The organism is Streptomyces sp. B3I8 (assembly GCF_030816915.1).
Taxonomy (GTDB): Bacteria; Actinomycetota; Actinomycetes; order Streptomycetales; family Streptomycetaceae; genus Streptomyces.
Window position 1 is genome coordinate 7,215,682 of the sequence record NZ_JAUSYN010000002.1, and the last position, 13,232, is coordinate 7,228,913.

Annotated in this window: 12 protein-coding genes; 2 read left to right on the forward strand and 10 right to left on the reverse strand. The window is 74.3% G+C overall.

Going from position 1 to position 13,232, the window contains the following annotated elements; all coding sequences use genetic code 11:
* The first annotated feature begins 35 nt into the window (after nucleotides 1-35).
* On the forward strand, nucleotides 36-716 hold the full coding sequence (locus QFZ64_RS33855) for a methyltransferase domain-containing protein (protein WP_307071301.1): 681 nt from the start codon (nucleotides 36-38) through the stop codon (nucleotides 714-716).
* Here QFZ64_RS33855 and QFZ64_RS33860 read toward each other — a convergent pair.
* The 6 genes from QFZ64_RS33860 to QFZ64_RS33885 all read right to left on the reverse strand — a co-directional run bounded on the left by QFZ64_RS33860 (nucleotide 697) and on the right by QFZ64_RS33885 (nucleotide 7,002).
* Nucleotides 697-1,152, reverse strand: a complete 456-nt coding sequence (locus QFZ64_RS33860) for a hypothetical protein (RefSeq protein WP_307071302.1) — start codon at nucleotides 1,150-1,152, stop codon at nucleotides 697-699. The two genes, QFZ64_RS33855 and QFZ64_RS33860, sit on opposite strands and share 20 nt — an antisense overlap.
* Nucleotides 1,149-2,135, reverse strand: coding sequence for a Gfo/Idh/MocA family protein (locus QFZ64_RS33865; RefSeq protein WP_373430787.1), 987 nt, complete (start codon nucleotides 2,133-2,135; stop codon nucleotides 1,149-1,151). Before QFZ64_RS33865 ends, QFZ64_RS33860 begins: the two co-directional genes overlap by 4 nt.
* Nucleotides 2,136-2,263: 128 nt before the next feature.
* Complete coding sequence (locus QFZ64_RS33870; protein WP_307071304.1) at nucleotides 2,264-3,466, reverse strand: Ldh family oxidoreductase; 1,203 nt, start codon at nucleotides 3,464-3,466, stop codon at nucleotides 2,264-2,266.
* A 93-nt stretch (nucleotides 3,467-3,559) separates the two neighbouring features.
* A complete protein-coding gene (locus tag QFZ64_RS33875) occupies nucleotides 3,560-4,948 on the reverse strand; it encodes a M20/M25/M40 family metallo-hydrolase (protein ID WP_307071305.1) in 1,389 nt (462 codons plus the stop codon).
* Nucleotides 4,941-5,936 carry a sugar phosphate isomerase/epimerase gene (locus tag QFZ64_RS33880; RefSeq protein WP_307071306.1) on the reverse strand — a complete coding sequence of 332 codons (996 nt, stop codon included), beginning with the start codon at nucleotides 5,934-5,936 and terminating at the stop codon, nucleotides 4,941-4,943. Before QFZ64_RS33880 ends, QFZ64_RS33875 begins: the two co-directional genes overlap by 8 nt.
* On the reverse strand, nucleotides 5,926-7,002 hold the full coding sequence (locus QFZ64_RS33885; protein ID WP_307071307.1) for a hypothetical protein: 1,077 nt from the start codon (nucleotides 7,000-7,002) through the stop codon (nucleotides 5,926-5,928). The genes QFZ64_RS33880 and QFZ64_RS33885 overlap by 11 nt, the downstream gene beginning before the upstream one ends.
* 316 nt (nucleotides 7,003-7,318) lie before the next feature.
* Here QFZ64_RS33885 and QFZ64_RS33890 point away from each other — a divergent pair, with 316 nt between their 5' ends.
* Nucleotides 7,319-8,575 carry a nucleotide sugar dehydrogenase gene (locus tag QFZ64_RS33890; RefSeq protein ID WP_307071308.1) on the forward strand — a complete coding sequence of 419 codons (1,257 nt, stop codon included), beginning with the start codon at nucleotides 7,319-7,321 and terminating at the stop codon, nucleotides 8,573-8,575.
* 29 nt (nucleotides 8,576-8,604) lie between these two features.
* Here the strand turns inward: QFZ64_RS33890 and QFZ64_RS33895 are convergent, their stop codons facing one another.
* The 4 genes from QFZ64_RS33895 to QFZ64_RS33910 form a co-directional block, all read right to left on the reverse strand.
* A complete protein-coding gene (locus tag QFZ64_RS33895) occupies nucleotides 8,605-9,756 on the reverse strand; it encodes a DegT/DnrJ/EryC1/StrS aminotransferase family protein (protein ID WP_307071309.1) in 1,152 nt (383 codons plus the stop codon).
* Nucleotides 9,753-10,958 carry a DegT/DnrJ/EryC1/StrS aminotransferase family protein gene (locus tag QFZ64_RS33900; RefSeq protein WP_307071310.1) on the reverse strand — a complete coding sequence of 402 codons (1,206 nt, stop codon included), beginning with the start codon at nucleotides 10,956-10,958 and terminating at the stop codon, nucleotides 9,753-9,755. The genes QFZ64_RS33895 and QFZ64_RS33900 overlap by 4 nt, the downstream gene beginning before the upstream one ends.
* Nucleotides 10,959-11,168: 210 nt before the next feature.
* The gene (locus QFZ64_RS33905; protein ID WP_307071311.1) at nucleotides 11,169-12,122 is read right to left on the reverse strand and encodes an EF-hand domain-containing protein; all 954 of its coding nucleotides are present in this window, start codon (nucleotides 12,120-12,122) and stop codon (nucleotides 11,169-11,171) included.
* A gap of 89 nt (nucleotides 12,123-12,211) precedes the next feature.
* Nucleotides 12,212-12,748 carry an EF-hand domain-containing protein gene (locus tag QFZ64_RS33910; RefSeq protein ID WP_307071312.1) on the reverse strand — a complete coding sequence of 179 codons (537 nt, stop codon included), beginning with the start codon at nucleotides 12,746-12,748 and terminating at the stop codon, nucleotides 12,212-12,214.
* Nucleotides 12,749-13,232: the final 484 nt, after the last annotated feature.

A 13,232-nucleotide genomic window follows, 5' to 3' on the forward strand; every position in this document is an offset into this window, starting at 1 on the left:
GGTTCCTTTTCCGGACGAACGTCGTTGATCCCCACATGACGTACACCACGCCCCCCACTCCCGAAGAAATCGCCCAGGAATGGCACGCGCGGTCCCGGCGGGAAGGACTCGCCCGGGTGATGCGCGCCCAACAGCCGCCCGAGCTCGGGGAGACGGTCACCGACGAGACCCGGCGGACCCTCGCCCGTCTGCTCAAGCGTGCCGGCCAGGAGCTGCCCGACGGCGTCGGCTCGGTCGTCGAGATCGGCTGCGGCATCGGCCGGCTCACCCCCACGCTCGCGGCCGCGGCCGGACGGGTCGCGGCGCTCGACATGACCCCGGGCATGCTGGAATCGGCCCGCGCGGCCTGCACCGGCCTCGGCAACGTGACCCTGCACCGGCTGCGCGCCCAGGACCTGACCCTGGAGGACGTCGACCGCATGGTGGGCCGCCCGGCCGATGTGACGGTGTGCGTATGGGTGCTCATGCACCTCCTCGACGACGGCGAACTGGCCGCCCTCTTCCGCACGTTGTCGCTCGCCACCCGGCAGCTTCTGCTGATCGAGTACGAGCACGCGGTCGTCCCGGTCGGGCGGTTCTCGCGGCTGCGGCCCCTGAGCCACTTCCTCGACCTGCTGCCCGGCTCCCGTGTGCTCGAACGCCACGAACTCGACTACGGCGGCGACCGCTCCTTCGCCGCCCTCGTCGACACCGGCCTCAGCCGAGGAGCGCGTTGAGCCCGTCCGGCCCCGCCGCGCGTGTCCGCAGCAAGGCGCACTCGAACCGGATCTCCGTCTCCGGCGACAGCGACAGTTCGAGGCCCGTCACCGGCCGGGGGGCGCGGATCAGGATGTTGTAGTGGTTGGGGAAGTGGCAGGCGTCGAAGCCGAGCACCGTGCCGATCGGCAGCCCCCCGGCCAGGACCGTGTCACCGCGGTCCAGCACACCGGCGCAGGCCAGTTCGACGAAACCCAGGAAGCCCACCCGGTCCACACGGGCCCCGGCCGAGGTGTCCGTGTGGTCGGTGGTGACCAGTTCGTGCACCTCCCCGCGCCGCACACAACGGCTGGCGTACGGCGCCAGTGACATGCCGCGCCGGTCCAGGCGGTGGGTGAGGACCTTCACCAGCGGGCCGCGTACGACGCGCTTGGCGCCGTCCTCCGCGGGGTTCACGCGTGTGTCTCCTCTCGGTCCCGGTCGCCGTCCGCCATGGCGTAACAGGCGGCGACCAGTTCGGCGACGGCCAGCCCGTCCGGCGCGGGTCCGGGACCGGACCCGGAGCCGGTCATGAGACCGGAGCCGGTCACGGACCTGGTACCGGACCCGGGACGTTCCTCCGCCCGCACCCTTTGGACGAAGTCCCGCAGCACGCCGTCGTACTCGTGCCACAGGGACCCCTTGAACCCGGTGTGCCCGGCGAGCATGTCGGCGGCGTCGACCCGGCCGTCGGCCAGCCGTACCTCGATCGTCTTTCGCTCCCCGGGGTAGGACCAGTCGAGCTCGACCCGCGCCCGCGCGCCCGTCGCGGGAGCCCGGAGCAGGATCCGTGCGGCACGGTCGACACCGTGCGCGGCACGGTCCAGCGCCACACGCTCCACGCGCAGGTCCCCGCCGAGGAAGAGGCGCACGAGATCGAGCGCGTTGGGCCCGTTGTCCGCGAGGCAGCCGCCTCCGCAGCGGACGGGGTCCAGGTACCAGCGGTCGCGCCCCGCGTGCTCCTCGATCGTCTCCTTGTAGCGCACGGTCAGCGCGTCCACCGGCACCCCCTCCGGCAGCCGGCGCAGCAGGGCGCGGACGGGATCGTTGTAGCGCCGGTGGAAGGAGGTGAACAGGGGCAGCCCGCACTCCCGCGCGTGCCGGACCAGGGCCCGCGCGTCCGTCACCCGGGTCGCCAGGGGCTTCTCCACGCACACCGCGCGCCCGGCCGCGAGCACGTCCCGGCAGACCGGGAAGTGCGCGTCGTTGGGCACGTCGACGACGACGGCGTCCACGTCCGACTCCCGCAGCAGCAGGCGGTGGTCGGTGTGGCGGTCGAGGTGCGCGGGCAGGCCCGCGAAGGCGGCGGGATCACGGTCGCACACGGCGACGAGCTCGGTGTCCGGGGAACGTTCGAGCGCGGCGAGGTAGAAGCGGGAGATCATTCCGAGGCCGACCATCCCGACCCGGAGGGCGGGACGCGGCACGTCCGTCCCCGACCCGTCAGCGGTCCGCGGCACAACCGCCCCGAACCCCTGAGCGCTCCGCGGCCGTGACGTGCCCGCCCCGTGCCCGTACCGCGGTGCCGTCATGCCGCGCCTCCGGTCCCGTCGGCCACGGGTGCGGGGAAGGCGACCCCCGACCGCTCCGCCAACGCGAGGAGTTCACGGTGCGGCGCGGCGCCGAGCGGCACCCCGTGCGCGATCCGGTCCCGGGAGCGCCGCCACTCCCGCCGGCCGGGATACGTGACCGGTTCGTCCGCCCGCGCCGGCGGGCAGTCGAGGAGCGCGCCGAACAGCCCGGTGGCCGCGTCCAGGAAGTCCTCCTCGGGACGCAGCCGGCCGGGTGCCACGGCCAGCAGCAGATGGCCGACGTCGTCGTCGGGCCGAGGGCTGCCGGGGCGGGTCGAGGCGTCGCGCTGCGGACCGAGACCGGCGCCGGGCAGCAGCGCGGAGAGCACCTCCACCAGCAGCCCCAGCCCGTACCCCTTGTGCCCTCCCGTCTCCGGGGAGCCGCCGAGCCAGCGCAGCCGGGCCTCGCCGCGGTCGTAGGCCGCCGGGTCGCCGACCGGGGCGCCGTCGGCGTCCTCCAGCCAGCCGTCCGGTACGCGCTCGCCCGCGCGGGCGGCGGCCCGGATCCGGCCGGTCGGCACGACGGTCGTACTCATGTCCAGCACGAACGGCGGATGCGCGCCCCCGGGGGCCGCCAGCGCCAGCGGGTTGGTGCCCAGCATCGGGAGGGCGCCGCCGAGCGGCGGGGCGAGACGCTGCCGTCCGCAGTTGGACGCGGCCAGGCCGATCATGCCGTGGTCCACGGCGCGCAGCGCGTGGTGACCCGCGCACCCGAAGTGGGTGCCCCCGCGCACCGAGACCAGGCCGACGCCGTGCAGCCGGGCGCGCCCGACCGCCAGCTCCATGGCCTCCGTCGCCGTCCACAGACCCAGCCCGCGCCGGGCGTCGAGCAGTACGGCCGCGCCGCTGTCGGCGAGGAGTTCGGGCTCGGCGCGCGGATCGCAGCGGCCGCTGTCCAGCAGGGGCAGGTAGAGCCGGGCGAGGTTGCCCACGCCGTGCGTGGTGAAGCCGGTGAGGTCGCCGTGGCACAGTGCCTCGGCTGCCCCGCGGGCCCGGTCCGCGGGCAGCTCCCGGGTGCGGAACACCCCGGTGACGAAGTCCCGCAGGCCCTCGTAGGGGACGCGGACGTCACCACCGCGGGAGAACCCCGGCGCGGGCGGCGCCCGGTGCGGGCGCGGCCCCGGGGCGGCGGTGGTGGTCGCGGACGGGTGTGCGGTCACGGTGTCCTGCCTTTCGACGGGCGAGCGGACGGGGGCGTCTGGACGGGTGTGCGGAGGGGAAGGCGTCTCGACGGGTGTGCGGGTGGGGTCGTCTCAACGGGCCCCCGGACGGGGGTCGTCGGTGGGAACAGCCACCGTTCGGACCTCGGGCACGGCGGACGGGCGCGGCGGCCGGGACGCAGGGGTGCCGCGGGCGAACGCGACCAGGAGGCGGGCCACTTCGTCGGCGTACCGGTCCAGTTCGCCGAGGTCGGCGTACTCGCCCTCCGCGTGCGCCCGGTTGGTGTCCAGGCCACCGGGCCCGAACACGGCGGTGTACGTGTCGGGCACACCGCTCATCCACAGGGCGTCGCACGTGAATGCCGGCTCGTCGGCGGGCCACCGGGACAGCCCGCACGCCTCCAGCAGCCGCTCTGCCCAGGCGTGGTCCCCGGTGGGGCCGCCCAGCGCGGGCAGCCCGCGTTTGAGCCACTGCAGCGAGGTGATGGCGTCGGCGTCGTCGGCCGTCCTGGCCAGGCCGGGACGCCCCAGTGCCCCGGCGCGGAAGGCGGCCAGTCCCTCGCGGAGCGTCTCGCGCAGCGCGGCCTCCGCAGCCCGCCCGCACTCCCGGTCGGCGTAGGCGAGGTTGAGCAGCAACCGCCCGCTGCCGTACACCTTGTTGTGCCGCTCCCCGGTGTGCAGCCCCGCCACGCAGACGCGCGTGCCGGGCACCCGGCCCGGCAGCACCGTCGCCACATGGTGGCCGAGGAACCCCAGCAGGACGGTGGCGTTGTGACCCGCCTCGGGGCGGTCGTCGACCGCGTCCTGGCCGCGCACCCGGACGCAGGCGGTCATGGCGGCCGTCGACCGGGGCAGATACCGGTGTCCGGTGGGCTCGCAGAACACGTTGAGCGCTCCGACGAAGCCCTGCTCGACCAGCGGCCGGGTGCCGAACGTGCCCATCGCGCCGCCCTCCTCGCCCGCCACCGCCTGGACGAGCACACCGACCCGGTCGCCCACCGCCGGCTCCGCCGCGCGCGCCGCCCGGATGCCGGCCAGCAGGGCGACCGCCGGGCCCTTGGCGTCGATCGCCCCGCGCCCGCGGAACCGCGCGCCGTCGAACGAGGGCGGCCACCAGCCGGCCACCGTGTCGAGGTGGACGTTGAACATGACGGTCGCCCCGCGCGGCAGCCGGGGCGGCCCGAGACGCAGGACGAGACTCGGCTGGCAGACGAGGAAGGCGGGGTCCCCGGCGGCCTCCCGGACCGGCACGGGGACGTCGTCCCGCAGTGTGACGCTCCCGGGCGGCGCGGCGTGCCGGACCACCGACATGCCGAACCGCCGCGCCGCCGCCGCGTACGCGCGCCCGGCCTCCCACAGCCGTACGGCCCCGGTGTCGCCGGTCTCCAGCGGGCCGGCGGTGGGGATGCCGAGGAGGCGCAGCAGCAGGGCGTGGTCCTCGCCGGTGAGCCGGGCTCTCGGTGGGCGGCCGGTGTCAGTCATGCCGGCCCCCGTGCGGGGCGGGGGTCACGGCCGGCAGGACCTCCCGGGCCACCAGGCGCTCCAGCTCCCGCCCGTGGGCGACGAAGGCCGCCACGCCGTCGTCGCCACGCGTGTCGGTGCCGTCGTGCGGGCGCAGCCTGGTGTGCGGCTCGATGGACCAGGTGCCGCGCCGGCCGCGCCGCAGCAGCGTGGTGAGGCACTCGCGGACCTCGGCGTGGCCGTGGCCCGGCAGCACGTAGGCCACCTCGCCGGTGCGGGCGCGCACGGCGTCCTTGACGTGGACGTGCTCGACGAAGTCGGCCACCGCCCGGAGCAGGGCGGCCGAGCCGTAGCCGTGGGGCACGCCGTTGCCGGTGTCGAACAGCAGCCGCAGCGCCGGGCTGTCGACATGGTGCAGCAGGTCCAGCATCCGCTCGGCGCGTGTGCCCGCCCAGCCGGCGCAGTTCTCGTGCAGCAGGACGAGCCCGGAGTCCTCGGCCCGCCGGGCCAGCACGGTCATGCGCTGCCGGACCCTGCGGCCCCACTCCGCCTCGCCCAGGCCGTCGTTGGGGTACGACATGACCCGCACGTACCGGGTGCCGAGAACCGCGCAGCGCCGGGCGAGCACACCCAGCTCGTCGGTGTCGCGCGCGAACGGCCCGGTGACGGGCCGGTGGTGGTCGGCGATCCGCGAGTCGACGCAGACCACCTCCGTGCCGGCGGCGGCGAGCCGTTCGGCCAGCCGCCCGAACGCGCGGTCGTCGAGATCGGCGACGGACCGGCCGTCGACGCTGCGCAACTCCATTGCGGACCAGCCCAGTTCGCGCAGGGCGGTGAGCTGCCCGGCGAGGCCGGGGGCGGCCTCGTCGCCGATGCCGGCGTAGCGGATGCCGGGCGGCGGGCCGGACGGAACGTGCGTGGCGCGTCCGGCGACCGGACGGCGGAGGGCGGGGGCGGTGACCGGACGACGAGGGGCGGGGGGCAGCGCCGGGCGTTGCTCAGCAGGCACGGCGGGCCTCCAGGGAGCCGGACGCGGCCCGGACCCCGGACCGGGGAAGACGGGGGAGCGTGCCGCCCGCCGCCAGGTGCCGGGCGTCGTCGAGGAGTTCGACGGTGCGCGCGTGCACCCAGAGGCCGTCGGCCGTGCCGGGCGGGTCGTCCCCCGCGAAGCGGCGGTAGGCGGCGACCAGGCACCGCCGCAGCGCGTCGTCCTCGAACAGTTCCCGCGCCCGGCGCCCGTCGCGCCACACGTCGAGGCGGGCCACGTCGTCGTCCTGCGCGACGGGATAGTGACCGACGAGGCGCACCCCGTCCGCCGTGTCCACGGTGATGCGGCGCCGGCGCACCGGCGAGGTGAGGTCGCAGTCGACCAGCCCGCGGGCACCGCCGCGGTGGCGCAGGGCCAGCCGCGCGCCGCCCATGTGCGGAACGACCCGCTCGCCCAGGCGCAGATCCGTCCAGGAGGCCGCGCACACCTCGCCGTCGCCCAGGAGCCTCAGCAGGACGCCCAGCGCGTGCGGGACCTCCACCTCGAAGGCGTGCCGGTGACTGCCACCGGTCAGCGAGCGGCGGAAGCGCGCCTTGTCCTGCGTCACGGCCACCGAGCGGACCTGCCCGGCGTCGGCCAGGAGCGCCGCGAGCCGGTCGGTGAGCGCGCTGTGCAGCCAGGGGGAGACCACCTCGACGCGCAGGGCGTGGCGGTCCACGACGTCCCGCACCCGGCGCAGCGCCGCACGGTCGGCGGCCAGGGGCTTCTCCACCACGAACCGCCGGTAGCCGAGGTGCGCCGCCTCCTCGAGCAGCGCGCCCCGCACGGCCGGCGGGGTGCACAGGTGGACGACGGTGACGGCCGGGTCGAGGCAGCGGCGGGCGCGCTGCAGCGAGTCGGCGACCACCAGACGGTCCCCGCCGGCCCCGGGCGGGCCGCCACCGGGCAGCGGGCGAGGGCCCGGATCGACGCCCACCACGGGGCGCCCGGCGAACAGTTCCGGGTGCGTGGCCCGCGCGCGGGCCAGCACCGGCAGATGAAGTCCCGCCCCGGCACGTCCGAGCCCGAGGAGCAATGTGCGCAGCATGACGGTGCCACCCCTTTCGGCCGGCCCGAGGCCGGACACGCGACCGGTTTTCTCGCCGGTCCTTCGAACAGATCGGAGAATGTGCCGCTGCTTTGTCCACCCTCCGCGCGGCCGTCCTTTTCCGTCGTCATCTCGTCCTCTTCGCACCCTCTTCGCGTTCTATTCGGCCACGCGCGAGAAAGACGATATGACCTCACTCCGTACTCTTTTCATCATTCCGGGTGACATGTTTTCCAGCCCGGTGTCGTGCCGTCCTGACCTGCCTACGGTGGTCGGAGAGACCTTCCGGTCCGGAACGAGTACAAGGGGAGTCGCGGTGGAAACTGTCGTTGTCATCGGGTTGGGGTACACAGGACTTCCACTGGCGCGCGAGGCGTGCGCGGCGGGAATGCGCGTCCTCGGTCTCGACGAGAATTCCGCCGTCGTCGCCGCACTCGAATCCGGCCGGTCCCATGTGCCGGACGTGCCGGACACCGATCTCGCGCACATGCGCACCGCCGGATTCACCGCCACGGCGGACCCGGGCTTACTGGCCGAGGCCGGCATCGTCGTCATCTGCGTACCGACCCCGCTGGACGACGCCGGCGAACCGGACCTGTCCCACGTGCGCCGGGCCGCCGCCGCGGTCGGCGCCCATCTGAAACCGGGCACCCTCGTGGTCCTGGAGTCCACCTCCTACCCGGGCACGACCGACGGCGTCGTGCGCACCCTCCTGGAGGGTGTCTCCGGCCTCACCGCCGGGACGGACTTCTCGCTGGCCTTCTCCCCGGAGCGCATCGACCCGGGCAACGACCACTACGGCATCCGCAACACCCCCCGAATCGTCGGCGGCTGCACCGCGCGCTGCACGGCCGCCGCGGCCGTCTTCTTCCGGAGGCTGTGCGACCGGGTCGTCGAGGCCGGCTCCGCACGCGAGGCGGAACTCGCCAAGCTCCTGGAGAACGTCTACCGGAGCGTCAACATCGCCCTCGTCAACGAACTCGCCGTCGTCGGACGCGCGTTGGGCGTCGACGTGTGGGACGCCCTCGACTGCGCCGCCAGCAAACCCTTCGGCTACCAGCGGTTCCGCCCCGGTCCCGGCGTCGGCGGCCACTGCATCCCCGTCGACCCCGCCTACCTCGCCCACTGGGCCCGCGCCGCCGGCAGTCCGCTGCGCCTGGTCGAACTGGCCCAGCAGGTCAACGCCGCGATGCCCGCACACGTCGTCCACCGGGCCGGTGACCTGCTGTCCGGCGCCGGCAAGGCGCTGGACGGCGCGCGGCTGCTGCTGGTGGGCGTGACATACAAGCGGGACAGCCGCGACCTGCGCTGCACCCCGGCCACCCCCCTGACCCGGCTGTTGCGCCGGGCCGGCGCGCAGGTGCGCTACCACGACCCGCTCGCCGGGGCCTGGGCCGTCGACGGCGAACCGGTGCCCCGCGCCGCGCGGCTGCGGGAGGCGGCGGCCGGGGCCGACCTGACGATCCTGCTCCAGGACCACGGCGTGCTGCCCGTGGAGCGGCTCCCCGACTGGGCGCCCCTGCTGCTCGACACCCGCGGCCGGCTGCGCGACGGCACCACCCATCTGCTGTGACCCCCCGGGCGGCAGGGCTCCGACGTGCGTCATGCCGCCCGCCGTTCCACCGCGAAGGCGCACACCGCGTCGGCGACGTGCTCGACCTGCGCGTCCGTGAGATGCGGATTGATGGGCAGGGCGAGTTGGCGGCGGCCGGCCGCCCGCGCGTGCGGCCACGCCCGGCCGGGCGGCACGAAGCGGGCGAAGGCCGGCTGGTGGGGGAGGGGCAGCGGGTAGTAGACGTGACTGGCCACCCCGTGCGCCGCCAGATGCTCCTTGAGGGCGTCCCGCTCCTCGGCCAGCACCGAGTACACGTAGTAGCAGCGGCCGTCGCGCCCCGGCGGCGGGGGCACGACACCCCGCTCCGCGAGCGGCGCGAACCGCTCGGTGTAGTAGTCGGCGATGCGGGCCCGGCGCTCCAGCCGTGCGGGCAGCCCGGGCAGCCGGTGCAGCTGGAACGCCGCCTGCAGCTCGTCGAACCGGCTGTTGAACCCCACCCGCTGGTGCACGAACCGCGGGCCCTCCTGCCCGTGGCTGCGCAACGCCCGTACCGCGCACGCGAGTTCGGCGTCGTGCGTGACCACCGCGCCGCCCTCGCCCGCGGTCCCGAAGGTCTTCACCTGGACGAAGGAGAACACCCCCGCCTCGCCCCAGGTCCCCGCGGGCCGCCCGTCGAGCACCCCGCCCTGCGCGACCGCCGAGTCCTCCACCAGCCGCACCCCGTGCCGCCGCGCGATCTCCCGCATCCTGGGCATGTCCGCCATCACCGAGAACATGTGCGCCGGCATCACCGCCCTCGTGCGCGGGGAGATCGCCCGCTCCACCTCCGCCGGGTCCACGACCATCGTCACCGGGTCGATGTCCGCGAAGACGGGCGTGGCCCCCAGGTTGGCGACGGTGTTGCCGAGCGGGGCACAGCCGTACGCGGGAACGACCACCTCGTCGCCGGGCCCCACCCCCATCGCCGTCAGGATCAGTGTGAGCCCCGAGGTGCCGCTGGAGCAGGTCACCACCTCGGCCCCGTCCACCGTCGCCCGCAGTGCCCCCTCCAGTTCGGCGGTCAGCGCGCCGAGGATGAACCGCTGCCCGGCGACCGTCCCCGTGCGCCGTACGAGGTCGAGCAGCACCTCGCGGTCCTCCTCGAACAGGTCGGGCGCGAAGAACGGGACGGCCGCCCCGCCCGCCGTGTGCGACGTCATACGGGCCTCCCGGTGAAGAAACGGCGGACCAGCGCGCACACCGTGTCGAGGTCGGCGGTCGTCAGGTCCGGGTGGAACGGCAGCGCGAGCGTTCGCTCGCAGGCGGCCTCGGCATGCGGGAACTGCCCGTTCCGGTAACCGAGTCCGGCGAAGCACGGCTGGAGGTGGAGCGGCACCGGATAGTACGTCTCGGTGCCCACGCCGTGGTCGGCGAGGAAGGCCGCGAGCGCGTCCCGCCGCTCGGCCTCCACCAGGTAGACGTAGAACACCGCGTCGGTGGCCGCCTCGCGCGCGGCGAGGGTCGGCAGGCGCAGCAGACCGGGCACGTCGCGCAACCGCTCGGTGTACGCCGCCGCGAGCGCGGCCCGGTGGCGCACGGCCCGCGCGAGCCGGGGCAGCTTCCCGAGCAGCACGGCGGCCTGGAGGTCGTCCATCTTGCTGTTGACGCCGTTGAGTTCGGTGGCGCTGGAGATGCCCGGGAAGTGGGCGAGCGTACGGGCGGTACGGCCGTGGTGGCGCAGGGCCGACACGGTCGCCGCGACCCGCGGGTCGTCGGTGAGGACGGCGCCCGCGTCCCCCAGAGCCCCGAGCGTCTTGGTGGGGAAGAAGGAGAGCACGCCACCCGCTCCCAGCAGCCCCGCGTGGACGCCGTTCCAGCGCATGCCGATCGCCTCCGCGCTGTCCTCGACGAGCGTCAGCCCGTGCCGCTCGGCCACCCGGGCCAGCGCGCCCATGTCGGCCAACTGGCAGAACAGGTGCACCGGCATGAGCATCGTGGTGCGCCCGGTGACGGCGTCCGACGCCGAGTCGGGGTCGAGTGTGTACGTCACCGGGTCGATGTCGGCGAAGACCGGCCGGCCCCCCGCCAGCACGACGGACGAGGCGGTGGCGACGAAGCTGAACGCGGGCACGACCACCTCGTCACCCTGGCCCAGCCCGCAGGCGCGCAGCAGCAGGACCAGGGCGTCGGTGCCGCTGTTGACGGCCACGCAGTGGCGGGCCCCGGTCCACTCGGCCAGCGCCGTCTCCCATCTGCCGACCTGCCGCCCGTGCGAGTACTTGCCGTCGTCGATCACCTCGGTGACACGGGCACGGATGTCGGACCAGGCGTCCTCGAACGAGGCGGCCTGGGTGAAGAACGGCACCGGACGGGCGCGGTCCGGTGCCGGACCGGTCGCGGGGCCGGCTGAGGTGTGATCCATGGGTCCTCGGGATCGGCGGCGGGTTCGGTCGACCCGACTCGGCGGGCGGGGCCGGTCGACGGACTCGGCCGACCGACGTGGCCTGCGGGTCCGGTCGGCGGCGGGTCCGTCCGTACGGGCGTGGCGCGGGCCGCGGCAGGGGGCGGCCCCTTCCCCGGCGGGTGAGCCGCCGCCGGGGAAGGGACCGGGACCGCGCGGCCGGTGCGGCCGTCAGAGCAGGGCGACGTCGAGCTCGCCCGCGTGGTACTTGTGCACGGCCTGCACCAGTTCCTCGACGCTGAGCTGCCCGTCGTCGTTGGCGTCGATGGCCCGGAACGCCGTGTCGGCGGTGGACTCGTCGGCGCCGGTGGCCCTGATCCAGAGCCTGAACTCCCTGGGACTGACGTGCCCGTCGCCGTCCTTGTCGCACAGGTCGAGGATGGAGGTGATGGTGGGCCGCACCACCTCGTCGAAGCCCGACTGTCCCCGGGCGAGGATCTGGCGGTCGGCCAGGTCCTGGAACGCCTGCCGGTCAAGGGATCCGTTCGGGCCGAGCTCGGCGTGGCCGGCGAGGTAGTTCCACATCCCGAGGTAGGCATCGAGGAGGGCCTGGCCCTTGTCCGACGTCGGCGACTCGTCGAACGACGCGAGGATGCGGCGGGCCTCGTGCTCCCAGTCGCCGCGGTCGATCCTGCCGTCGCCGTCGCGGTCCCACAGCTCGAAGCGCCGCTGGAGTCGCTCTTCCTGGACGGTGGGGGGCATGGTGAGTCCTCTTTCTTTCGGAGGTACCGGAGTTTTTGGCGTCACTGGGGTTTTCGGGGCCGTCGTCGCCAGCGCGATCCCCGCGAGAACGAGGGGCAGCGCGAGCGAGACGGCCTGGGTCGGCACCTCGGCCGCGGACGAGCGGCCGAAGTGCGCGCCGTGGTAGACGAGATGGGGAGCGGAGAAGGCGAGCAGTCCGACGGCGGCGCCCCGCACCAGCCAGGGCTGCGGAACGCAGGCGGCCAGGCCGAGCACCACCGCCAGCGCGAGCACGGCGCCGCCGAAGTCGCGCACCAGATGCTCGTTGTAGGGCGGGAACAGTGCCACCCAGGGGTGGCCCGGGAGCGGGAAGGCGTCGTAGAAGCGGTGCGGCAGCAGCAGCGCCCACGCGCCCGGCAGTCCTTCACCGAGCGCCAGGACCACCAGACAGCCCCGGGCCCACAGCAGTCGGCGGCCCTCCAGGCGTGCGGCGGGATCAGGAGAGGCCCGGCTCGCAGGCTCCGTGGCGCCGGTCAGACGCCGAGGAGGGGAGCGTCCTGCTTGCCCTCGTGGTAGTGGCCGACCGCCGTCACCAGCTCGTCCACGCTCAGCCGGCCGTCGCCGTTGGCGTCGATCTCCTCGAAGGCCCGCACCGCGTCGATGTCGCCGCTGATGGCCTCGAGCCACGTGCCGAACTCGTCGGGGCTGACCTCCCCGTCGCCGTCGGTGTCGCACAGGTCGACCATGGCGCGGATGCTGGGACGCAGCACCTTGCCGAAACCGGCCGCCCCGTGCTGGAGCATCTCCCGCGCGGCGATGTCGACGAACTGCTCCTTCGTCATGGCCGACCCCGCGGCGAGGTCGGCCCGCGCCACGAGGTAGTCGAACATCTGCGGGTACGCGTGCAGCAGTGCCTGGGCCCGGGGCGAGCTCTCGTGCTCCCCGAAGGCCCGCACGATGCGCTGGGCCTCGCGTTCGAGATCCGCGCGGTCGATGCGACCGTCCTCATTGGTGTCGTAGAGGTCGAAGCGCTGTTCCAGCCGCTTCCTCTGAGTGCCGGTGAGTGGCATTTCTCTCCTTCTCGCCGGACGGCGGACAGGGAGCGGAAAGGAAATCGGTGACCGTTTCGTTCGTGATGCACCCATTCCTCCGCCGCTGTCGTCCGGCATGGGGGGTGAATCGTACGAACGCAGAATTACCCAGGTATTCGCACGCCGAACTCGACCGGCGACGGATAGCCCGTACGAGTGAGGGGGGAGTGGTCACGGATCGTGTGAGTGCACGAGAGGGGAACGCCTGACCGGCAGGCGTCTTCCCTCTTCAACTCGGGTTACTTGGTGGATCGTCCAAGTGTCTGACGGGTTTCGGGCCGTGTCGGAGGGTGCTTCGGAGGAGGGGTGCCGTCACTCGTTGGGGCGAACACCTCCGCCGCCGGTGCGAAGCTGCCCCGGCGTGGCCATAAAGTGCTTGACGATATTCCGGCCGGAATTCCACACATGTCGATTCCCGCGCCGGTGAGCGCGATCCGCCCGTTACCGCAGGCACCCGGAGTGA

Excerpts from the sequence above, each read along its gene's own strand:
- QFZ64_RS33855 (WP_307071301.1), top strand. The coding sequence starts at position 36 with ATGACGTACACCACGCCCCCCACTCCCGAAGAAATCGCCCAGGAATGG.
- QFZ64_RS33865 (WP_373430787.1), bottom strand. The coding sequence starts at position 2,135 with ATGGTCGGCCTCGGAATGATCTCCCGCTTCTACCTCGCCGCGCTCGAA.
- QFZ64_RS33875 (WP_307071305.1), bottom strand. The coding sequence starts at position 4,948 with ATGACTGACACCGGCCGCCCACCGAGAGCCCGGCTCACCGGCGAGGAC.
- QFZ64_RS33885 (WP_307071307.1), bottom strand. The coding sequence starts at position 7,002 with ATGCTGCGCACATTGCTCCTCGGGCTCGGACGTGCCGGGGCGGGACTT.
- QFZ64_RS33895 (WP_307071309.1), bottom strand. The coding sequence starts at position 9,756 with ATGACGTCGCACACGGCGGGCGGGGCGGCCGTCCCGTTCTTCGCGCCC.
- QFZ64_RS33900 (WP_307071310.1), bottom strand. The coding sequence starts at position 10,958 with ATGGATCACACCTCAGCCGGCCCCGCGACCGGTCCGGCACCGGACCGC.
- QFZ64_RS33910 (WP_307071312.1), bottom strand. The coding sequence starts at position 12,748 with ATGCCACTCACCGGCACTCAGAGGAAGCGGCTGGAACAGCGCTTCGAC.